Source organism: Tepidanaerobacter syntrophicus (assembly GCF_001485475.2).
Classification (GTDB): Bacteria; Bacillota; Thermosediminibacteria; order Thermosediminibacterales; family Tepidanaerobacteraceae; genus Tepidanaerobacter; species Tepidanaerobacter syntrophicus.
Genome location: NZ_DF976999.1, coordinates 35,624 through 56,670, shown reverse-complemented (window position 1 = coordinate 56,670; position 21,047 = coordinate 35,624). Strand labels below are relative to the sequence as shown.

Genomic DNA, 21,047 nt, shown 5'->3' with positions numbered 1-21,047 from the left:
GCAAGGAGGCCATTATGAACATAATTGAAAATTTGGCTATGCAAAATCTTGGCGTAGACATGGAGGATGAACAGCAAAGGGAAAGTTGGAAAATTCAAAATGACAGCCAGGCTGATTGGGCTCTGGATAAAATTAGGGAGGCCCAAGCTGAATACAGACGTTTCGAAATGGTGGTAAATGACAAAATAGCTCAACTACAGGCAGTTCTTGAAAAAGAAAAAGAGCGCATAGTAAAAGAGGTTGAATTCTTCAGTTTTAAACTTGCACAATATTTTGAAACGGTTCCGAAAAGGAAAAGCAAGACTCAAGAAACGTACAAGCTCCCAAGCGGTAGGCTAGTAAAAAAATACAGACAACCGAAGATAGTTAGGGATGATGAAAAGCTGGTCAAATGGCTTGAGCAAAATGGTATGACAGAACTGGTGAAGATTCAGAAGTCTCCAGACTGGGCTACTTTCAAAAAAGATACTGAAATCGTTGGAGACAAAGTTGTATCAAAAACTACAGGGGAAGTTATCGATGGTATTACAGTAATAGAGCAAGCTCCAGAATTCAAGGTGGAGGTGTAATATATGGCAAATCAAAAATCACAAGTTCCGGTGAACCAAGCTAATCAAGTGCCGATAAATAAGGACCCAGAGGCCATAAAGGCCCTGAAAGAAATCACGAACCTGAAAGGCAAGCTCGATCTCAAAGGCATGGCTCCCTTTCTCGTCAACATGGGCGGTAAGCCATATGTTGACACGGGTGGCCTGAAGCTCAAGCTCCAAGAGGTCGCAAATAAACGTAAAGGCATCAAAAGCATACTAACCATCATGGGAAGCTATGCACATGAGGCTCCGCAGGAAATGCTGCAACTTGCAAAAACATTACCTGCACCCATAATCGAACAGATGTGTAAGGAACGTGACAACATGGCCGAAATGTTCACGGCGCCGAAAGGGACCGCTGTGGCAAAATGCATCATCATTTTTGGAGATGGGCTCAAAGTCGAGGCAAAAGCCACAGCAAGCCTGGACAATATCCAGATGTCTACCATAAAACCACATGCAGATGTAATGGCTCAGACAAGGGCTTTCAACCGGTGTGTAAGATATATAACGGCAAATGGCTTCCTTGATGTCGAGAATATGATCCGTGAGGAAGAGGCTGAAGACGTGGCTGCTTTTGAAGAGGAAGATTCAGGGTTTTTTCCGCGGGAAGATGGCGGAGGAGATACAGAGAATTCGGGAGCACATCAGGAGCCAGAACAGAGCAAAGAAGGAGATACAGGAGAACCCAGTATTTCAGAGGCTTTCGAAGTTGACGGAGACCCTGAAGATGTGGAACCAGAGTCGGAGCCAGCAATCCTAACATGTTCAGATTGCGGCAAAATGATTTCCAAATCTGAAAAGGAATACAGCGAAAAATTTTTCAAGAAACAACTTTGTATGGACTGTCAAACTGAGGTCAGGCAGAGAAACAAAAAGTCAACAGTGGAACAATAGCCAACGAAAGGGAGGAATAGCGGGATTAGGCTAACCCAGGAGGTATAGCAATGGGCAGAAAACAATATGGCCCAGCTGAATGGACGCAAAAAAGTGGGTGAGGATAGCTCTGGATAGGCAAATAGAACCGGAGGATATCCTTGTTGAGAAATGGAGACTGCCATCGGGGGCCTTCGGGGGCCCTGGAGGCGGGCCAATTTAGAGGAAAAAGAAAGGAGACTTGATAAATGGGTGTGAGAAACACGCTTACCGATTTAAATAATCACTTATTTGCCCAGTTAGAGCGATTAGGTGATGAAGAAATTAAGGGGGAAGCTCTTCAGGAGGAAATAAACAGAGCAAAAGCTATATCTGACATTGCAAGCCAGATCATTGCAAACGGTTCATTGGTTTTACGGGCCAAAACATTTATGCATGAATACGGTTTAGAAGGCAAGAAAGACAAGAAACAAATTCCTCCTATGCTCCGGGCTGAGCTGCTAGGAGAGTAATCGATGGCCAGGAAAATTCACAAATACACACCCGAGCAACTCGATTTCATCCGCAAAAACATCAAAATAATGACATGGAAAGAGTTGACAAAGCTTTTCAACAAAACTTTTGGCACTAATTTGAGCGTAAAAGCTTTAGCAGCAACAGGCAAAAGATACAAAATCAAAAGCGGCAGGACAGGATGTTTTCCCAAGGATAACATTCCTTGGAATAAGGGCCTGAAGGGTTGGCAAGCGCCTGGATCCGAGCAGACACAATTTAAAAAAGGCAACCTACCCAAAAACTGGGTGCCGGTTGGCAGCGAAACTGTGGACCGTGATGGTTACTTAAAAGTAAAGATAGCTGACCCGAACAAATGGGCATATAAACATCGTTTTATATGGGAAAAACACCATGGCCGGCCGGTTCCCCCGGGCCATGCCGTCATATTCGGTGACGGCAACAAGCGGAATTTTGACCCGGAAAATCTGATTTTGGTGTCACGGTCACAGCTGGCCAGGATGAACCAAAAAGGCCTGATTCAAAATGATGCAGAGCTAACCAAAACAGGTGTAATAATAGCTGACATTTACAACAAGATCGGAGAGCTAAAAAGGAAAAACAAGAAACGGTGAGATGGCCAAGGAGGGTATTTGGTGAAAAGCATATGCCGCCGAAATACATGGTCTAGAGGTGTTGTTAATGAATGTATGTAAAAGCAGAGTTGAAAAAGGCTTGTATTGGGATGAAGCCTGGAGCCTAGTAAGTGGATGCACTCCAATATCAGAAGGCTGCCAAAATTGCTGGAGTGCCAGGGAAACACATATGAGGGCAGAACATCCCAATGAAAAGATAAAAGCCAGAAACAAAGGATTGACTGAGGCCGGCAGACTATCCACACGATTTAATGGTCGAATCAGATTGAATCGTGATTTTTTAGATAAGCCGCTCAAGAAAAAGAAACCGACAGTTTATGCTATTTGGAATGACCTGTTTCATGAGGATGTTCCGTTTGAGTTTATTGCTAGGGCATGGGAAGTTATGAACAACGCGAGTCATCATACGTTCTTGGTTCTGACAAAAAGACCGCAGCGTATGAAAGACTTTTTAGCAAGGCTTGGCTGGTATACCCATAAAAATGTCTGGCTTGGTGTCACTGCCGAAAATCAGCAGCGAGCCGAAGAACGTATACCGATACTACTGCAGCTACCAGCAGCCAAGCGGTTTGTGAGCGTGGAACCGATGCTTGGGCCGGTAGATCTGACCGAAATTGTAATCCCTATAACTGGCCCTGGCTCATCACAGCCATGTGCACCACCAACGGAGCGCAGAATTAATGCGCTTACCGAGGATGATTTTACGTATGATTGGCATGGACATGGCGTAGGACACGTGGGGCCAAAGTTAGATTGGGTTATCTGTGGCTCTGAATCAGGGCCAAATCGAAGGCCTGCTAAAATCGAATGGATAAGAAGCTTGAGAAATCAGTGTATTTACTTCGGCGTTCCGTTTTTTTTAAAACAAATGGAAGTAAATAAAAGAATAGTCAAGATGCCGGAATTAGATGGTAGAATATTGGACCAGTTTCCCATCTATCGCTGGGAAGGGTGGGGCTCATGAGTTTCATCAGAGTCTTAAGTCAAAATTATATAAATGGTCTAAAAAACATCCATTGCTGCAATGCGGGCCCGTACGGAAGTTGCTGTAAGCACATGGGAGGATGGCAAGAAGGTGGTGGATGGAGCGAAAGATCATTTATATTTTGCGATTATCTTAAGACAGAAATATACATGGAGCCGCCAATCCCAAAACCGGATGAAGATTTTGTGATATCGATGCCGGAGAAATGCCCAATGAGATATCCAACAGGCCAGATAAATATCATTGACCTGATGCAGGAGAGGAAGTGAAAAATGGCGGTTTTCAGGCAGGTTCACACGACTTTCTGGCAGGACCCAGAGATGATTGAATATGAGCCGGAGGAAAAATATTTTTACTTATACCTCATGACGAACCCACATACCACGCAGTGTGGTGTATATGAAATTTCACCAAAACTGATGTCAATAGAGCTTGGATACCCTATAGATACAGTATATATACTACTTCAAAGGTTTATTGATAGGGGAAAAATATTATATTCAAAGGATACAAATGAGGTATTTTTGCTCAATTGGCTCAAGTATAATTCCATAAAATCTCCAAAGGTTATGTCATGTGTTGAAAAAGAGCTCAAAAACGTGAAGAATAAGGCTTTTCTCAAGGTATTTTATGATCTATGCATACAATATGGATACCCTATCGATAGACTATCCATAGACTTGGGGGAAGAAAAAGAACAAGAAGAAGAACAAGAACAAGAAGAAGAACAAGAACAAGAAGAAATAGAAGCCCTTTCTAAGGGGCTTGATAGGGGTAGTAATGGTGGTAGTAGTAGTTCATATTCTGAAAATGAATTTATCGAGCTCGTAAATCTCTATCAACAAGTAATAGGCCCAATCAATTCTTTGACTTCGGAATGGTTGCAAGACATTTTAAGAGACTATGGTTTCCAATGGTGCAAAAATGCAATGCTTGAAGCAGAGAAACGAGGTAAGCGAAATAAGAAATATATCGAGGGAATACTGCAGAATTGGAAAACATCCGGCGGAATGAGATTAAGTAATGACGAGAACTCGAGAAAGATTGATTATGAGGAGGCAGCCAAATCTAAATATAGGTGGTGAGGTTTTTGAATATAGATGACTTCATTCGCGAAAGTATTAGGAAAAATGAGGAAGAATTAAAAAAACTCATGATGAGAAAAAAACAAGACAGGATTTCAGAATTGCTCCAAAAAAGCGGACTCGGCAAAAGATTTCAGAAAAAAACTTTTGAGAATTTCCAGATTACCGATGCAAACAGAGCGGCCTTTTATCAGGCAAAGGAGTTTTGTGCAAACTTTCCTAACACCAAGCGCGGCCTACTTATCACAGGGCCAGTGGGCACCGGGAAAACACACCTGGCCAGCGCCGTTACAAACGACCTAATCGGCAGACTTTACACTGTCATTTGCAGAAACATCACAGACATCATATCACTGATTAAATCTACATATGGCCAGAAGACCGAACTGGAAGAGTGGGAGATAGTTGATATACTTACCACGGAAGTGGATCTATTAGTAATTGACGACCTTGGAAAAGAGAGGGCTTCAGAAAATACAAACACTCTCCTATATCAGATCATAAATAGGCTATACAACGATGAAAGGCCAATTGTGGTTACAACGAATTTCACAAGCGTAACGCTTGCGGAAAAACTCGGGGAACGTGGCCAGTCTATAGTATCCAGGCTAACCGAGATGTGCGAGCCGGTTAGAACTTGCGGTGAAGATTGGAGACTGAAATCATGAAAGAAAAGATATCAATGCCAAAATGCTTTATTTGCATGGATGAGGGTTTTATCCTCTACCGAAAAAAAGTTAGAGAGCTTGAGGGCGAATACATTGCCCATTGTGTTTGCCAGGCCGGCGAGCAATACTCCTACGATGGAACCCGGTGTGAGAAGAAAAAAAGCCCATACTACATACCTTCAATAGCAGCAGAACTAGATCACGAAAGCATAGCAGCCGAAAACCTTCGAAACTGGATAAAGCAAAACAAAAACAAAAAAGGTTTTCTCGAGGCAACGAAACAGCTGGGCCTGGAGGTGCCGCAAGATGACAAAACATTATGACCGTTACAAGCTCCGGCCACAGGAAGAACTTATCGTTGCGCTTGATGATTTAGACTTCTCATGGTTCCCTGTTGAAGTCAATAAAGTTAAAAAGCTTTGGAGTTTCGGCTGGCATATTGCGGACATAGCAAAACATATGAAACGGGATCCGGATGAAGTCGCAGTGCTGATAATGCACCTGGCTCGTCAAGGGAGGATCAGGAGAAGGAGAATGGGGGTTTTGGGAAATTGAGAATTGGCCAAGCAAATAGAGGCAGAGTGTTGGAAGAATGGATTAATTGGGCCAACAATCAATACAGGGCCAAAGGGATAGCATTCGTGAAAAAATTTCCCACGCCTATAAAGCCACTAAAGATAAAAGGGAGCAGAATAGAGGGATTCTTCGAAGAAAAATCCGCATTGGATTACATTGGTGTATACAAAGGAATACCTATAGCCTTTGATGCGAAAGAAACCCGGGAAATAGACAAATTTCCGCTCAAAAACATCCAAGATCATCAGATTGATTTCATGGAGCAATGGACCAAAAATGGAGGACAAGCCTTTCTGATTATCAGCTTTGTAAAATTAGATAAAATATATCGGCTAAATTATAAAACAATTAAGGATTACTGGGAAACATGGCAAAAGAACCGAGGTAGGCCTGGCTTTGCATCGATTCCAATGTTGGAATTTGAAAGAAGTGCGACATTAGTGGAGCCTAGAAACGGGATTGTATTGGATTACTTATGTGGGGTGTAAGAATGAACTGGCTAATAACCATCGGAAGTTTTTACGCGGGGGTATTTTTCGGAATTATAATAGCTGCTTTGATGCAAGCGTCAAAGGAGGACCAATGAAGCCGGGAACACATAAGTAAAAGGAAATAGCAGACCTGGCCTTTATAAAAAGGGGGAAGGTGATAAAAGAGTATGAACATTTCTATTTGATACAAACTGAAAGGGGTTATCGAGAGTGCTTGAACAAAAAATTTGTGGCCATAGGCGACATCATAATAGAAGTGCAGAAATGAACATTCTTGAACTTCAGGAAGCTCTGGAACATGCCAGAGAGCAGCTGTTCCAGGCTGAAATAAAGCTTGACCATACTACAGACAAAGAGCTCATAGATGCTGCAATCTACGAGCAGAAGAGTTGGGAAGAAAGATACAACTTCTACTTGCGGAAACTAAGAGAGGCCTTTAAAAAAGCGACCACTTGTGGAGGTGGATAAAAATGGCCAAGCTCGAGGATGAAAGGGCACAATTTTGCCTTGAAATAAAGTGCCCATATTTGAATAGGTGCGATCCTCTATGGGGCCATGATTGCAGCAGAAACAACGGGAACAAAATCCCAAGAATTCAGCCAAGAATCAAACACTTTATTGTCATAAGCTGCGACCCGGGAGGAGAACCAGAGGTAAGAAAAGTGGCAGACCCGTTCTTCGGGTGAATGGTAGGCGGTATAAATGTCAATTAAGCTAAAATATGTCAACAAGGATCATAACCATCTACTATACGGGAAAACTGGCACTTGCCTTGTAAAAGGCAAGGGGCCGGGGCCAAGGAACCTATTGGTGAAGATGGATGATGGGCAGTTCATAGTTGCTCCCTGGGGGAATTGGAGGCGAGTGCGTGACAAATAAAAATGATTACGGAGGGGTAAATGGTTCATATTTATGTGAAGGAGTGAAATCAGAATGGAAATAAAAATAGGTGATATTGCGACCTTTGACAATCCTGACAATATATGGTGCAGGTGGGGCAAAGTTTTAAAAATAGAAGGTGAAAAAGTGCAACTGGCATATATAGGGTGGGGTTTAAAATCCGAGATACAAGCGGTAAAGACTGAAGTAAAATAGACAACCAGCAATTTATATAAAAAAATGGAGGGAGATAAATGGATAATGATACTTTATTAAAGGCCATGATTGCCGAAACGGCCTCAAAAATTATAAACAATCTGAGTGCAGATAACAAAGAAGCAATTTTAACCAATGCAGTCGAGAATATTTTAAGAGATTTCCGAATCGGGTATCAATTAGAAAAAACAATTGAAGATGAAGCTATAAAGTTTGCCAAAGAGTATATGCAAAAGCCAGATGTGCAAAGAAGATTGAAAGAAAAAGCAATAAATGCAGTAGAAGAAGTAATGGACGGATTAGCCCAAGCTATATCAAAAAAGACTGAGCAGGTAATTAGGGACAATTATATCAAATGGGTTAAAGATAAAGATTAATGAACATTCCATGAAAAGGACAGGACCTATAGTAAAGAGGAGGCTCTGAATTGATATCCGTTGCTGAACTTATAAAACACAAAGAATTGAACAAGCCAAAACGCAAACCAAAAATAAAGAAATCTAAGCCGGAAAAAACATACTTAAATCAACAGGAGCAAAAAGAAATAATAATAATCGCGGCATTTGTTGCCGAGTGGCAGGAGATGATCCTGCGCTGGCAAGAGCTAGACCGGCCAACAGACCAGATAAAATGGGCCAAAAGCGCCTTGACGTTTATATTTAAAACAATGGACACGATCATGGAGCCCTTACAGGATGACCAGAAAATGAAGGTGATTCGAAGGGCCGGCAAAGCCAGAATTACAATTGAACTTTAAGGCCACACCGAGGAGGAAGAGGTATGAAATATATACATATGCAGCGGAGAACAACCGCGGATTTTATCACAATCGGGGAATATATCCGGCAATTGCAGCCAAATATCTTCAGAAGGCTGTATTGGGAATATCGGCTATACGTCAAAGATGTTACGGAACTGGTTACAGCCGCAGCAGATATTTCGGGCAAGGACAAGCTGTATGCAGCGGTCATGACTGAACGGCCAAAAGGCGGCCGCGGGGGATTGTTGCCATGGGAAGGGGAGGATGCGCTTTGAACTACAAAGAACTTTTACAGCAATATACGGATCTGCAAGCCGAGATCCGAGACCTTGAAAAACGTATTAAAAAACTCGAAGCACAAGTCGATAGAATTGAACATGATAGTGTTAGGGGCTCCCATAGTGAATTCCCTTATACCCAACGTCAATTCCATATTCAGGGGGTTAATGTGAAAAAGCAAAAAAGGTTAAAACGACTGAAAAAACTACTGACTAAAAGAAAAGATACATGCGAGGAGCTAAAACTGCAGATAGAGGAATTCATAGATACAATTCCAGATAGCCGAACCCGGAGAGTATTTCAATACAGATACATAGATGGCCTTTCTTGGCTGCAAATAGCAAGGAAAATAGGAAAACATGATGAGAGCTATCCCAGAAAAGTTATTCATGATAAATACTTAGAAGGAATATTTGACCACAATCCGAAAAATCCGAAATAGACATGGTATTATGATAGTAAGTGAAAATGTGTAAAATCAGCACCGGGTATCCCCCGGTGCTTTTTATATAAAAAGACATGTGAGGGTGGTTTAATGAGATACATTATTATCGCCTATTTATTAATTGGCCTTCTTTTTGGCTTAAGAATTATAAATAGAGCTAAAAAAGATCCGATATGGAAGCGTGTTGCGGTAGCCGGCCTTTTTATTGTCTTTTGGGCGCCGTATCTTTTTTATCCATTCATAGAAGGCCTTATAGCTGGGGCCAGGGCGAAAAATAAAAAAGCCCTTGATGGGCATTAATAAAATTTAACATTTTGGGATATCTTCACTAAGTTTTGCGATATGAAGTTATCCCAATTTATTTTGTCGTAAATTTCCCTGGTGAATTCGAAGGATATCAGAGGCACCCAATTATAATTACCATATCCGTCATCAAATGGGCCTTTGGCAATTATAGTAATTTTATCAAAATAATCTTGCTCAAATAAATCTTTGATTTTTGAAGATAAATGCACTCCTAGTTCTTCGTCAAAAGGAGATATCCCGACTGGAAAATAATTATATTCGATTGTGGCCTCGGAGCCATTGATTTGATAATTTGTCATGCCGCTACTTTTATCATCTCTCGGAGATGTGAATATAGACTCTAGTAGAGCTTCGGGACTAGATGTATCAGGTTTGGAGCTACAACCTACAATAGCCAAGACCACTGTCAGCAACACTACGGCTGCTATCACTATACCCTTACACCTCACACTCCTATACACTGACATCACCCCTTATGTGCTTTTGCTATTATAATAACATTTTTTGGATGAAATGTAAAAGAAAATAGGTTCTTCTGAAGAATCAAGCAAGTTACGGGTGCTCGCGACCCCAAAATTTGTCTAGTTTCAGAAATTTTTTATCGACTTTTCCTTCCGCAAATGTAGGTGATATCATGTCGAAGAAATTAAAAAGCATAGATGGCCTTGTCGTGAATACAAAAGTTCTTGCAAATATTTTCGGGCTCACTGAAAGGCGAGTCAGGCAGCTGGTCGAGGAGGGTGTGATTGATAGAATAGGGCATGGCAGATACGATTTACAAGATTCACTTAAAAAATATATAGCTTTTTTAAGAGCGGCTGCTTCAGCGGAAGTGGATAGTAGCAAAGTTAAAGAAAACCTGGACTATGAAAAATTCCTTCATGAAAGAGCAAAACGAGAAAAAGCAGAGCTGGAACTTGCACATCTAAAAGGCGAATTACATCATTCTGCAGATGTTGAAAAAGTTATGAATGATATGTTGGGGGCTTTTAGATCAAAGCTATTGGCATTGCCGGCAAAATTGGCACCGATGCTAATTGCTCAAAACACCGTAGCCACGATACAAGACATGTTACAAAATGAGATATACGAAGCTTTGAAAGAACTATCTAATTATGACCCAGAACTTTTTTACGGTCCGAAGTATTTGCAAGATATTGAGAGCGATGACGATGACGATGAATAAGACCGTTGCTCTATTTAAAAAAATAGCCAAAATCCTTGCCCCACCACCAAAATTAACGGTTTCACAATGGGCTGATAAATACAGACGACTTTCTCCTGAATCATCCGCAGAAAGTGGTCAATGGAGAACAGACAGAGCACCTTATCAAAGGGAAATTATGGATGCGATAAACGATCCAGAAGTTGAAACTGTAGTGGTCATGTCATCGGCGCAAGTAGGCAAAACTGAGATATTACTCAATACAATCGGTTATTTTATTGATTATGATCCGGCTCCAATGATATACATGCTGCCTACAAAGGAAATAGCTGAAGCTTTTTCAAAAGACAGGCTTGCGCCCATGATAAGGGATACCCCAGTATTGCGCGGCAAGATAAAGGATGCTAAATCTCGAGACTCTGACAATACTTTACTGCACAAAAAATTCCCCGGTGGCCATATTACACTTATTGGCGCAAACTCTCCGGCTGGGCTCTCGAGCAGGCCTGTAAGAATACTACTAGCTGATGAGGTTGACCGTTTTCCGCTTAGTGCAGGAACAGAAGGGGATCCCCTTTCTTTGGCTGCAAAAAGAACAACGACTTTCTGGAATAAAAAGAAAGTATATGTTTCAACACCTACTATCAAAGATGCATCCAGGATCGAGGCAGAATATGAGGATTCAACCATGGAACAATGGTGCCTGCCATGCCCAAGCTGTGGCCATTATCAACCCCTAAGATGGGCACAAATCAGGTTTGAAGACGCAACAATGGAATGTGAGAAATGCAAAGAAAGACATACCGAATTTGAATGGAAGAGCCAAAATGGGAAGTGGATAGCTAGGAAAAAGCATCCCAACAAAAGAGGTTTTCACTTATGTGAGCTGGCTTCACCGTGGAAACGATGGGAGGAAATCATAGAAGACTTCAAAGAGGCCAAAGAAAAAGGCCCTGAAGTGCTAAAGGTTTGGGTAAACACCGCGCTTGGGGAAACCTGGGAAGACCATGCAGGGGACCTGGAAGTAAAAACATTGATGAAGCGAAGAGAGCGCTATGACGCTGAGGTTCCTGATGATGTATTGGTGCTCACTGCAGGTGTAGACGTCCAGGATGATAGGCTTGAAGTAGAAGTAGTAGGATGGGGAATAGGCAAAGAATCTTGGGGCATAGAATATAAGATTTTTTATGGAGACCCTGGCCAGCAGGCCATATGGGATCAGCTAGACCAGTATTTAAACCAAGAATGGTCATTTAAAAATGGCGAAAAGATCAATATATCCTGTGCTTGTATTGACTCAGGCGGACACTTTACAACGGAAGTGTATAAATTTTGTAAACCCAGAGAGCATCGCAGGATATTTGCCGTCAAAGGCCGCGGTGGTATGGGTATACCGTTTGTGGGAAAAGTCAGCAGGAACAATAGAGAAAGGGCTGCTTTATTTACTCTCGGCGTAGACAATGGAAAAGATACGATACTTACTAGGCTTAAAATCGAATTTGAGGGGCCAGGATACTGTCATTTCCCAATCAATGCTGAGAAGGGATACGATGAAACATATTTTGAGGGCCTGGCAAGTGAAAAGAGAATTATAAAGTATAGAAAAGGCAGGCCCAAGATTGAGTGGATAAAAAAATCAGGAGTAAGTAATGAACCTCTTGATGTTAGAAACTATGCAACAGCTGCTTTAGAGATACTGAATCCAAACCTAGAGGCTTTAAAAGAAATGAAAGAAACAGGTAAAATGTATACACAACATAAAAAAATGACCGGTCCCCCAAGACCGAGGAGGAGAAGAGTTATATCAAAAGGATTATAGCACCTATTTAAGGTGCTATTTTTCTTTGGAGGTGATAAATTGCCGGCATGGGATTTAGAAACAGCAAAAAAGCATCTAGAAGCATGGCTGCAGGCGGAACTTGCAATTTCAACAGGTCAATCGTATCAAATAGGCACCAAAAGGATTACTAGAGCTGATTTGAGCGAAGTAAGAGAGCAAATAAAATTTTGGAGAAACGAAGTAGAAAGACTTTCAGCTGGCATAAACGGGCCTCGTAGAGTTTTCCGCGTGGTCCCACGAGATCTGTAAAATAGGAGGTGGTGAGATGGATACATGAATATACTGGATAGAGCAATTGCGGTATTTTCACCGGAAAGAGCACTAAAACGGGCAGTAGCAAGAAAACAGCTCGATATACTCAATAGCGGATATGGCCATCATGGAGCGAGTAGGACCAAAAAAAGTCTGGTTGGCTGGATAAGCAAAGGAGGATCACCCAAGGAAGATATCGACAAAAACCTCCCAATCCTTAGAGAGCGCTCAAGGGATCTTTACATGGGAGCGCCACTGGCTACCGGCGCTTTAAAAACAATGAGAACCAATGTTGTAGGCGCAGGCTTGCAGCTAAAAGCACAGATTGATGCTGATTTTTTAGGCATGAGCGATGAGGAGGCTGAAGCCTGGGAGGAGCTCGTGGAAAGAGAATTTTCTCTCTGGGCCAGCAGTGTTTCTTGCGATGCTCAGCGCATGAATAACTTTTATGAGCTGCAGCAATTGGCTTTTTTATCACAATTGATGTCAGGAGATTGTTTTGCACTGCTACCAGTCATACCGAGGCCAGGGATGCCATACGACTTGCGGATACAACTTATAGAAGCTGATAGAGTTTGCGATCCACAGCCTAAACCGCCAGATAAGGATATAAGTGGCGGTGTTGAAATAGGCAAAAACGGCGAAGTGGTGGCCTATTACATTGCACAAAAACACCCTTTATCTGCAGATATAGGTCAAAATGAATGGGTCAGAGTTGAGGCTTTTGGTAGAGTCACTGGTCGGCCAAACATACTACATCTAATGGAGGCTGAAAGACCCGAACAGCGAAGAGGTGTACCAATACTTGCCCCGGTTATTGAAAGCTTAAAACAGCTGAGTCGATATACTGAGGCCGAATTAATGGCAGCGGTAGTAAGCGGGATGTATACAGTTTTCATCGAAACAAAAAGCCCTACTACAGAAATTCCTCTTGGAGAGTCAGTTCCAGAAGAATATCAAGTAGATATTGAAGATGAAAACACCTATGAACTCGGAAACGGGGCCATAATAGCTCTTGGAGAGGGTGAAACCATAAAGGAAGCCAACCCCGGAAGGCCAAACTCAGCATTCGATGGATTTGTGGTGGCCGTTTGCAGACAAATTGGGGCAGCACTTGAAATCCCATATGAGCTACTTGTAAAACAATTTACTGCATCATATTCGGCAAGCAGGGCTGCTTTACTGGAAGCTTGGAAGATGTTCAGGATGAGAAGATCCTGGCTTGCATCAGATTTTTGCCAACCAATATACGAAGAATGGCTAGCTGAAGCAGTGGCGAAAGGGAGAGTGCCGGCGCCGGGATTCTTTTCCGATCCAATTATTAGAAAAGCATACAGTGAAGCCGAATGGAATGGCCCATCTCAGGGTCAGATAGATCCATTGAAGGAAGTAAAAGCAGCAGCTCAGCGTGTAAGTGAAGGATTTAGCACAAGAGCGAAAGAAACCGTTGAACTTACTGGAGGAGATTTCTATAAAAACCACAGACAAAGAGTCAGGGAAGAAAAATTGCGCAGGGAAGGGGGGTTGGTGAAAGATGAGCAAAACAGTAAAACAGACGTTTAGGAAATTTTGGAACATCAAACCAGCGGTAAAAAATGAAACTGGCCTCGTTGAAGCTGAAATATTGATATATGGCTATATTGTGGCCTATAAATGGTGGGATGAAGACGAAGATATAACTTCAAAAGAGCTTGATCAAGAACTCAAAGCCCTTGGAGATGTTGACCTATTAAATGTTCGCATTAACAGCGGCGGCGGAGATATTTTCGAGGCCCAGGCCATGTATTCGATGCTAAAACGTCATCCTGCTATAAAACATGTATATATTGACGGCTTGGCGGCTTCAGCTGCATCTGTAGTAGCCATGGCCGGTGATAAAATTATCATGCCTATCGGCTCAATGATGATGATTCACAATCCTGTGACACTAGCTTGGGGCGATGAAAATGAAATGCGGAAAACCGCAGAAATGCTGGCCAAGGTCAGGGATACAATCATAGCAGTGTATAAAACAAAAACCACCAAAACCGAGGATGAAATAAAGAAAATGATGGATGCCGAAACGTGGATGACGGCAAATGATGCCATCGAGCTGGGATTCGCAGATGAAATTGAAAACGATGAGCCAGTGGAAACAGTTCAAAATGGAAAAATAATAGTTATCAATGGCATTGAGCATGATTTATCACGATACAAAAATGTTCCGCAATTTATCAATAAACCAAATTTAACTGTGGCGGCTTCGGTAAATGTGCCGGGCCTAGCATATGAAAAGGAGGAAAAGATAATGGATTTAAAGGAACTGAAGGAAAAATATCCGGAGATTTATGACGAAGTCTTTAACCTGGGCGTAATGGCTGAAAGAGAAAGAATGAAGGCCATTGATGAGCTATCTATCCCTGGTTATGACGATATCGTCAATAAAGCAAAATATGAAACAGGAATTACGGCTGAAAAGCTCGCAGTAGAGCTAATTAAGGCTGAAAAACAAAGGGGAAAAGATTTTCTAGAGCAAAGGAAACAGGATGTGGAAAGCTCAAAAGTTAACAATGTAGATGGAGTTGCAGCACCAATTGAAAGTGAAGACGAGGAGGAGAAGATCGTCAACAAGGTGGTTGAAGGAGCAAATACCAAAAGAGGGAGGATGAATAAATAATGATCCAGGAAACTTTTGTATATGAAAACATCTTTGCCGGCAATGTAATGCCGGTGGTAACAGAAACAGGAACTGTAGCTGAGAAACAGGAGATTCAGCAGTTTGCAATAGTTGAGCTTGATGCAAATGGTTTTGTAGTAGCTCCTGCTGGAGAAGAAATAGATGTCAATAAAGCTTATGCAATAGCGGCAGAAGCCGTAACAACAAAAGCTGAAGAAACCAAAAAGATAGTGCTTTACATGACTGGTGAGTTTAACGAAAACAAAATTGTGGCACCAGAAGGCAAAACCGTATCTGATTACAAAGTAGCTTTAAGAAAACTGGGCATCTTTTTAAAGCCCACAGTATGAGCATAGAAGGGGGAATAGATAATGCTTATCAATCTTTTTGAACCAAGAACAATGATGAAGGCCGTCGAAAGGATGGCACCAGTCCACACCTTTTTTAAAACCACGTTTTTCAAGAACATTGAGACCTTCCCAACCAAAACCGTGCAGGCTGATTTTGTCAAAGGAAACCGCAAATTAGCTCCGTTTGTGCATCCTAAAATTGGCGGAAAAACGGTAGAAAACACCGGCTATACAACCAATATTTTTGAACCTGCACTTGTTGCACCGGACACAATTACTACCGCTGATGATTTGATGAACAGGCTTCCGGGAGAACCTCTTTACGGTGGGATGACTCCGGCCGAGAGAGCTGCAATAAAACTTGGCCAAGACCTTGCGAAATTGGATGAAATGATCACCAGAAGAGAAGAGTGGATGTGTGCACAAGCCCTGATAACCGGGAAAATACCGGTAAAAGGTGAAGGGCTCGATTATGAAATAGATTTTCAGTTTACAAACAAGGAAACACTTTCCGGAGATGACCAATGGTCCAACGATGCATCTGATCCATTACTAGACCTCAAAAACTGGTATGAACAGGTCCAGAAAAAAGGTCTTGTAAATCCCGACATATGCGTTATGGCCGGCGATGTTGCAAATAGATTCACACAGCATCCAAAGGTAAAAGATGTTCTTGACGTGAAAAATTATGAACTTGCCATTATTGCACCCAGACAGCTTCCAAACGGCGTAACCTATGTTGGAACCATTAATCAACTAGGCCTTGATATTTATCAATACAATGAGTGGTATTTAGACGATTGGACAGATCCAGATAAACCTGAAACAAAACCCTTGGTGCCTAATGGAACTGTTTTATTGCTTAGCACCAGGGCAAATTATACTATGGCCTATGCAGGTATAACCCTTATAGATGAAGACGGTAATTTCTACACTGTCGAAGGGCCCAGAGTGCCTGATTCCTGGGTGGAGAAAAAACCATCAAGAAGGTTTGTACAGCTCAATTCAAAACCCTTGCCCATACCTCACGAGGTGGATTCTTGGTTTGTTGCAAAGGTGATGTAAATGGCGGTCAAAGCTAAAACTACAATAAGGCATAACGGTAAGCTATATAAGCCTGGAGAAATCATTGAAGATATAAACTCAAGAGATGAATCCAGGCTTATTAGCTTGGGTGATGCCGAACCTATAGAGGATATTCAAGAGATTGATAATCCGCAGCCGAACATTGAATCAATGACCAAAAAAGAGCTATTAGCTTACAGTACAGAACTTGGTATGAAATTGAATGAAAGAATGACCGTCAAAGAAATCAGAGCTGCTATTAAGGAGCAGTTGAAAAATGATGAGGTTTAAAGATTACACAAAAACAGATTTAGATACATTCTTCAACCTAGATGAGTTTGCCGAAATTCACGAGATTGGCGGATATAAAGCTCCTGCGGTAATTGACAGTGACATAGTAAAAATAAGGAGCCAGAACAAAAGTGAACGATTCGATGGCATATATAAAGGGGAGATTGTAGTGTATGTAAAGTCGAAAGATCTCCCCTTTCGACCTGTTTATGGCCAAGATTTACGACTGGATGGAAAGCTATATTTTGTCGTTGAGTGCTCCGAGGATATGGGAGTGCTGGAAATTACTCTTGGAGCTGATGAATCGTGATACAAATTGATCCAAAGCAAATTGAAAGGGCAGAAATACTGCTAAAAGATATACCGAATGGGGCCTCAAAAGCCATCGTAAATGCGTTGAATCGTTCGGTTGAAGGCGCCAGGACCGATGCAGTAAAAAAGGTGCGAGAAAGATATATCATCAAAGCCAAAGATGTAAGTGATACTATTCAAATTAAAAAAGCGACATACGATGATCTAACTGCAATAGTAAAAGCATCCGGTAGCCCTGTAGCGCTATCGAAATTCAAAATAACACCGTCAAGTCCGCCAAAGACGCGAAGGAAAAAACCGATTATAGCCAGGGTAACAAGAGGTGGAGGAGGCCCGATTCCTGGGGCATTTGTAGCAAAGATGGAATCTGGCCATGTAGGAGTGTTTGAACGGGTCGGAAAAGCTCGGCTACCGATAAAACAACTATATGGTCCTTCGGTTCCGCAAATGCTCGGCCATGAGTCTGTCACTGAGTATGTTGAAGAACAGGCAAGGGAAAGAGTTGAAAAAAGGCTTGAGCACGAAATAAACAGGCTATTGAAAGGGGTAGGTAAATGATAACCCCGGTTTATTTGGTGGAAGAGTTAAAAAATCTTGCGGAAAAAGTAGTAAAAAATTACTTCCTTGAAACCAAAAAAGAGAATTTTCGAAAACCGCCTCAAGTGGTAACCGGGTATTTGCCGCCAAAACAGCCAAGATACAAAGGCGATAGTGACGATGAAATACTCGATTTCCCATTTGTTATAGTGAGACTAGTCAAAGGGACGGATGCGCAGCAAAGTGCAACTGCCGTTGTCAAATTCATAATCGGGACATATAGTGAAGAAACGACGGAGGGCTGGAAAGACGTGGCCAGCATTATAGAACGTATCCGTCAAGAACTTTGTAAGAAATATATCATCGGAAAGCGATACCAGCTTGAAAAGCCAATACAATGGGAAATGCCCGAAGAGCAGCCATTTCCACAGTGGATAGGCATAATGACGACCACATGGGTGGTTGCTCAAGTTATTCCCGAGGTGGATCTTTTTGAGGAGGGATGATCTTGAGCAAGAAAAAGAAAACAAGTAATACTACAAATGTTGATATACCGAACCGAGTAATTTACTGTGGCCCTAATCTGCCGGGAGGGGCCATGCTTCGGTATACAGTTTATAATGGTGGAATACCCGAACATCTTGACCCATTGATTAGCCAGTGCCCGGCAATTAAACACTTGATTGTTCCCGTGGATAAGTTTACTGAAACGGAAAGGAAAATAGGGATTGCAGGAACACCGGAAAACACATATTTTGCTCAAATTAGCAGGTTTATAAAAGAACATGGAAGGGCGGTGAATTAATAATGGCCTATAGACATGGCGTATATATATCTGAAGTGGATACTTCAATAACTCCTGCCGTTTCAACAACCGCAGGTCTACCGGTAGTTTTCGGAACAGCACCAATTCACTTGGCCAGAGACCCGGCGCCTACTCATAAGCCTACTTTGTGCTATACTTACGCTGAAGCAGTCGAGCAGCTAGGATACAGCAAAGACTGGGAAAAATACACTCTATGTGAGTTTATGGACTCGCACTTTGGCAAATATGCCTGTTCTCCTGTAGTCTTTGTCAATGTATTGGACCCAGTAAAACATACAAAGACGGTTGAGCCAATTTCAATGGCGATTGAAGCTGGTGAAATCCTGATAACAGATGATGGAGTTTTACTGAATACTATTACTGCAAAGCTCGAAGCAGGCGGAGCCGATTTAATCCGCGATACGGATTATGCAGCAGCTTTTGATAAAGACGGCAATGTAGTTATAACCATTCTCGAAGGCGGTAGTGTTCCGAAAGACCAAGCCGAGCTTTATATTGGATATGACAAAGTTGATGCATCTTTGGTTACAGTCGATGATATCATTGGCGGTATTGATATTGATACTGGGGATTACACTGGCCTTGAAACCCTGAATAAGGTATTCCCTCTTTTTGGCCTAGTTCCCGGTATGGTGCTTGCTCCAAAATGGTCAAAGGATCCGGTTGTAGCAGCTGTAATGACGGCAAAGGTAAGCAATATTAATGGACACTTCAAATGTATTGCAGTGGTAGACATTCCAACCGATGAGGTTCAAAAATACACGGATGTATCAGAGTGGAAAAACACAAACAACTATACATCTGCAAGACAGGTAGTTTGTTGGCCACAGATAAAACTGGGGGATGAGGTATATCATCTTTCTACGCAAATATCAGGTGTAATGTGCCGGACCGATGCAGAGAACGACGATATACCATACGTAAGCCCTTCGAATAAGAACTTACAGGCCAACGGCGCCGTAGCAGGAGACAAAGTCATCGCTCTGGGCCCTGATCAGGCATCATACTTAAATGGCCAGGGCATTGTAACTTGTTTGAATTTCATCAGCGGATGGAAAGCCTGGGGCAATAGAACGGGAGCCTATCCATCAGTAACGGATCCAAAAGACAGCTTTATACCTGTGCGGAGAATGATTGACTGGATATCAAACACTTTAGTGCTCACATATTGGCAGAAGGTAGATGATCCGCCGTCAAGGCGAGCCATTGAAAATGTTGTAGATTCGGCAAATATATGGCTGAATGGCTTAGTTGCCAGAGGATACCTGCTTGGTGGTAGGGTAGAGTTTTTAGACATCGAAAACCCTGTTACTGACTTAATGGATGGAATCCATAGGTTCCACGTATATGTAACACCGCCAGCACCTAATAGGGTGATAGAGTTTATAGTTGAAATCGATCCTGGATACTTCCAGACATTATTCGCGTAAGGGGGGATAAGGGATGAATCAGGTTCCAGAAAAGTTAATCTCTTTTCGTGTATACGAAGATGGAAATGACCTTCTCGGTGTTGCAGACGTGGAACTTCCGAGCCTTGAGGCCATGACCGATACTGTAAAAGGTGCAGGTATTGCCGGCGAGGTAGACAGCCCTGTTCTGGGGCACTATGAAAGCATGACGGTAAAACTGAACTGGAGGACAGTGGTAAAATCTACTGTTCACCTAGCGCAGCCAAAGACGCACAATCTAACCCTTCGCGGAGCAAACCAGGTATATAATGCCGGAACAGGTGAATACAAAGTTGCATCAACTAAGGTAACGCTCAGATGTATACCAAAGACTACAGAACTCGGAAAGTTTGATGTCGGCACAACGGGCGATGCTGCAAACGAGTTTGAAGTAATCTATATAAACATGACAATTGACGGTAAAGAAGTGCTAGAAATTGATAAATATAACTACATCTGCAAAATTAACGGCAAGGACTACCTAAAGGATGTCAGGACGGCCCTTGGCCTTTAATAGTAAAACCCACCTGAAAAGGTGGGTTAATTCTTTATAATCGAAAGGAGAAATATTATGAGCAATTCGATGCCAATGCAAGCCCAAAACCAATTAGGGCAACTGTATAACCATGTCAAAAGCAAGTATAATATGAGAGTTCCTTTAAGCAGGCCCATTAAATTTGAAGACAAAGAATATAAGGAATTAAAGCTGGATTTAGAATCCTTAAATGGTGAAGATATTATCGCCGCGTCAAACGAATCTAAGCTCATGGGAGATACTTACCCGGTTTCCGAAATGTCAAAAACATATCTTGCAGTTCTGGCTGCAAAAGCGGCCAAAGTTCCAACAGAATTAATCCTGCAGTTATCGGCTAAGGATTTCACCTTAGTAACGATGGTGGTGCAGGATTTTTTATTTCAGTAATAGGTAAAAATCCTGTTAAAGCCATCATGCAAACTTCACTGATCATGTCATATAACACTGCTACATCAGCAGAGTTTTG

Annotated in this window: 35 protein-coding genes; 34 read left to right on the top strand and 1 reads right to left on the bottom strand. The window is 42.1% G+C overall.

Going from position 1 to position 21,047, the window contains the following annotated elements; genetic code table 11:
* Nucleotides 1-14: 14 nt before the first annotated feature.
* From TSYNT_RS01160 to TSYNT_RS01075, 19 genes are all read left to right on the top strand, one after another.
* Nucleotides 15-569: a host-nuclease inhibitor Gam family protein gene (locus TSYNT_RS01160; protein ID WP_059031354.1), complete on the top strand. Its 555-nt coding sequence runs from the start codon at nt 15-17 to the stop codon at nt 567-569.
* Between the two features lie 3 nt (nt 570-572).
* Complete coding sequence (locus TSYNT_RS01155; RefSeq protein WP_059031353.1) at nt 573-1,487, top strand: hypothetical protein; 915 nt, start codon at nt 573-575, stop codon at nt 1,485-1,487.
* Between the two features lie 233 nt (nt 1,488-1,720).
* Nucleotides 1,721-1,978: a hypothetical protein gene (locus tag TSYNT_RS01150; protein ID WP_059031679.1), complete on the top strand. Its 258-nt coding sequence runs from the start codon at nt 1,721-1,723 to the stop codon at nt 1,976-1,978.
* Between the two features lie 3 nt (nt 1,979-1,981).
* On the top strand, nt 1,982-2,593 hold the full coding sequence (locus TSYNT_RS01145; RefSeq protein WP_059031352.1) for an HNH endonuclease signature motif containing protein: 612 nt from the start codon (nt 1,982-1,984) through the stop codon (nt 2,591-2,593).
* Between the two features lie 67 nt (nt 2,594-2,660).
* The gene (locus TSYNT_RS01140) at nt 2,661-3,578 is read left to right on the top strand and encodes a DUF5131 family protein (protein ID WP_059031351.1); all 918 of its coding nucleotides are present in this window, start codon (nt 2,661-2,663) and stop codon (nt 3,576-3,578) included.
* Entirely contained in the window at nt 3,575-3,868 is a 294-nt protein-coding gene (locus tag TSYNT_RS01135) for a hypothetical protein (RefSeq protein WP_059031350.1), read from the top strand. The genes TSYNT_RS01140 and TSYNT_RS01135 overlap by 4 nt, the downstream gene beginning before the upstream one ends.
* A gap of 3 nt (nt 3,869-3,871) precedes the next feature.
* Nucleotides 3,872-4,684, top strand: a complete 813-nt coding sequence (locus TSYNT_RS01130; RefSeq protein ID WP_059031349.1) for a DnaD domain protein — start codon at nt 3,872-3,874, stop codon at nt 4,682-4,684.
* Between the two features lie 5 nt (nt 4,685-4,689).
* Nucleotides 4,690-5,352, top strand: a complete 663-nt coding sequence (locus TSYNT_RS01125) for an ATP-binding protein (RefSeq protein WP_059031348.1) — start codon at nt 4,690-4,692, stop codon at nt 5,350-5,352.
* Nucleotides 5,349-5,675, top strand: coding sequence for a hypothetical protein (locus TSYNT_RS01120; protein WP_059031347.1), 327 nt, complete (start codon nt 5,349-5,351; stop codon nt 5,673-5,675). The genes TSYNT_RS01125 and TSYNT_RS01120 overlap by 4 nt, the downstream gene beginning before the upstream one ends.
* Nucleotides 5,659-5,907: a hypothetical protein gene (locus TSYNT_RS01115; protein WP_059031346.1), complete on the top strand. Its 249-nt coding sequence runs from the start codon at nt 5,659-5,661 to the stop codon at nt 5,905-5,907. The genes TSYNT_RS01120 and TSYNT_RS01115 overlap by 17 nt, the downstream gene beginning before the upstream one ends.
* On the top strand, nt 5,904-6,416 hold the full coding sequence (locus tag TSYNT_RS01110) for a Holliday junction resolvase RecU (RefSeq protein ID WP_059031345.1): 513 nt from the start codon (nt 5,904-5,906) through the stop codon (nt 6,414-6,416). Before TSYNT_RS01115 ends, TSYNT_RS01110 begins: the two co-directional genes overlap by 4 nt.
* 213 nt (nt 6,417-6,629) lie before the next feature.
* Nucleotides 6,630-6,887, top strand: coding sequence for a DUF2508 family protein (locus TSYNT_RS01105; RefSeq protein WP_059031344.1), 258 nt, complete (start codon nt 6,630-6,632; stop codon nt 6,885-6,887).
* A gap of 2 nt (nt 6,888-6,889) precedes the next feature.
* On the top strand, nt 6,890-7,105 hold the full coding sequence (locus TSYNT_RS01100; protein WP_059031343.1) for a hypothetical protein: 216 nt from the start codon (nt 6,890-6,892) through the stop codon (nt 7,103-7,105).
* A 247-nt stretch (nt 7,106-7,352) separates the two neighbouring features.
* The gene (locus tag TSYNT_RS11810; protein WP_162780976.1) at nt 7,353-7,514 is read left to right on the top strand and encodes a hypothetical protein; all 162 of its coding nucleotides are present in this window, start codon (nt 7,353-7,355) and stop codon (nt 7,512-7,514) included.
* Between the two features lie 38 nt (nt 7,515-7,552).
* Nucleotides 7,553-7,891 (top strand): hypothetical protein, encoded by a 339-nt coding sequence (locus tag TSYNT_RS01095; RefSeq protein ID WP_059031342.1) that lies wholly within the window; start codon nt 7,553-7,555, stop codon nt 7,889-7,891.
* A 50-nt stretch (nt 7,892-7,941) separates the two neighbouring features.
* Nucleotides 7,942-8,271, top strand: coding sequence for a hypothetical protein (locus TSYNT_RS01090; protein ID WP_059031341.1), 330 nt, complete (start codon nt 7,942-7,944; stop codon nt 8,269-8,271).
* A gap of 23 nt (nt 8,272-8,294) precedes the next feature.
* Nucleotides 8,295-8,549, top strand: a complete 255-nt coding sequence (locus TSYNT_RS01085) for a hypothetical protein (protein ID WP_059031340.1) — start codon at nt 8,295-8,297, stop codon at nt 8,547-8,549.
* Nucleotides 8,546-8,995, top strand: a complete 450-nt coding sequence (locus tag TSYNT_RS01080; protein WP_202859701.1) for an RNA polymerase sigma factor — start codon at nt 8,546-8,548, stop codon at nt 8,993-8,995. The genes TSYNT_RS01085 and TSYNT_RS01080 overlap by 4 nt, the downstream gene beginning before the upstream one ends.
* 93 nt (nt 8,996-9,088) lie before the next feature.
* Complete coding sequence (locus TSYNT_RS01075) at nt 9,089-9,298, top strand: hypothetical protein (protein WP_059031338.1); 210 nt, start codon at nt 9,089-9,091, stop codon at nt 9,296-9,298.
* Here TSYNT_RS01075 and TSYNT_RS01070 read toward each other — a convergent pair.
* Nucleotides 9,295-9,765: a hypothetical protein gene (locus TSYNT_RS01070; protein ID WP_059031337.1), complete on the bottom strand. Its 471-nt coding sequence runs from the start codon at nt 9,763-9,765 to the stop codon at nt 9,295-9,297. The genes TSYNT_RS01075 and TSYNT_RS01070 overlap by 4 nt on opposite strands.
* Before the next feature lie 173 nt (nt 9,766-9,938).
* On the opposite strand from TSYNT_RS01070, the gene TSYNT_RS01065 reads away from it, so the two are divergent.
* Genes TSYNT_RS01065 through TSYNT_RS00995 form a run of 15 tightly spaced genes read left to right on the top strand, consistent with a single transcriptional unit; the run spans nt 9,939 to nt 20,968 of the window.
* Nucleotides 9,939-10,490 carry a hypothetical protein gene (locus TSYNT_RS01065; protein WP_059031336.1) on the top strand — a complete coding sequence of 184 codons (552 nt, stop codon included), beginning with the start codon at nt 9,939-9,941 and terminating at the stop codon, nt 10,488-10,490.
* Nucleotides 10,477-12,288 (top strand): phage terminase large subunit family protein, encoded by a 1,812-nt coding sequence (locus TSYNT_RS01060; RefSeq protein ID WP_202859700.1) that lies wholly within the window; start codon nt 10,477-10,479, stop codon nt 12,286-12,288. Before TSYNT_RS01065 ends, TSYNT_RS01060 begins: the two co-directional genes overlap by 14 nt.
* Nucleotides 12,289-12,327: 39 nt before the next feature.
* Entirely contained in the window at nt 12,328-12,558 is a 231-nt protein-coding gene (locus TSYNT_RS01055) for a DUF6148 family protein (protein WP_059031334.1), read from the top strand.
* 24 nt (nt 12,559-12,582) lie between these two features.
* A complete protein-coding gene (locus tag TSYNT_RS01050; protein ID WP_059031333.1) occupies nt 12,583-14,124 on the top strand; it encodes a phage portal protein in 1,542 nt (513 codons plus the stop codon).
* Nucleotides 14,096-15,217, top strand: a complete 1,122-nt coding sequence (locus tag TSYNT_RS01045; RefSeq protein WP_059031332.1) for a head maturation protease, ClpP-related — start codon at nt 14,096-14,098, stop codon at nt 15,215-15,217. The genes TSYNT_RS01050 and TSYNT_RS01045 overlap by 29 nt, the downstream gene beginning before the upstream one ends.
* Nucleotides 15,217-15,567 carry a head decoration protein gene (locus TSYNT_RS01040; RefSeq protein WP_059031331.1) on the top strand — a complete coding sequence of 117 codons (351 nt, stop codon included), beginning with the start codon at nt 15,217-15,219 and terminating at the stop codon, nt 15,565-15,567. The genes TSYNT_RS01045 and TSYNT_RS01040 overlap by 1 nt, the downstream gene beginning before the upstream one ends.
* A gap of 21 nt (nt 15,568-15,588) precedes the next feature.
* Nucleotides 15,589-16,632, top strand: coding sequence for a major capsid protein (locus TSYNT_RS01035; protein ID WP_059031330.1), 1,044 nt, complete (start codon nt 15,589-15,591; stop codon nt 16,630-16,632).
* Nucleotides 16,633-16,923 carry a DUF7210 family protein gene (locus TSYNT_RS01030; protein ID WP_059031329.1) on the top strand — a complete coding sequence of 97 codons (291 nt, stop codon included), beginning with the start codon at nt 16,633-16,635 and terminating at the stop codon, nt 16,921-16,923. It abuts the gene before it with no gap.
* Nucleotides 16,910-17,233, top strand: a complete 324-nt coding sequence (locus TSYNT_RS01025; protein ID WP_059031328.1) for a hypothetical protein — start codon at nt 16,910-16,912, stop codon at nt 17,231-17,233. Before TSYNT_RS01030 ends, TSYNT_RS01025 begins: the two co-directional genes overlap by 14 nt.
* Nucleotides 17,230-17,793, top strand: coding sequence for a phage tail protein (locus TSYNT_RS01020; RefSeq protein WP_059031327.1), 564 nt, complete (start codon nt 17,230-17,232; stop codon nt 17,791-17,793). Before TSYNT_RS01025 ends, TSYNT_RS01020 begins: the two co-directional genes overlap by 4 nt.
* Nucleotides 17,790-18,278, top strand: a complete 489-nt coding sequence (locus tag TSYNT_RS01015; protein ID WP_059031326.1) for a hypothetical protein — start codon at nt 17,790-17,792, stop codon at nt 18,276-18,278. Before TSYNT_RS01020 ends, TSYNT_RS01015 begins: the two co-directional genes overlap by 4 nt.
* 2 nt (nt 18,279-18,280) lie before the next feature.
* Nucleotides 18,281-18,577, top strand: a complete 297-nt coding sequence (locus TSYNT_RS01010; protein WP_059031325.1) for a KH domain-containing protein — start codon at nt 18,281-18,283, stop codon at nt 18,575-18,577.
* Between the two features lie 2 nt (nt 18,578-18,579).
* A complete protein-coding gene (locus tag TSYNT_RS01005) occupies nt 18,580-20,028 on the top strand; it encodes a phage tail sheath family protein (RefSeq protein WP_059031324.1) in 1,449 nt (482 codons plus the stop codon).
* A 13-nt stretch (nt 20,029-20,041) separates the two neighbouring features.
* Complete coding sequence (locus TSYNT_RS01000; protein ID WP_059031323.1) at nt 20,042-20,560, top strand: phage major tail tube protein; 519 nt, start codon at nt 20,042-20,044, stop codon at nt 20,558-20,560.
* Between the two features lie 57 nt (nt 20,561-20,617).
* Complete coding sequence (locus tag TSYNT_RS00995; RefSeq protein WP_202859699.1) at nt 20,618-20,968, top strand: phage tail assembly protein; 351 nt, start codon at nt 20,618-20,620, stop codon at nt 20,966-20,968.
* The last annotated feature ends 79 nt before the right edge of the window (nt 20,969-21,047 follow it).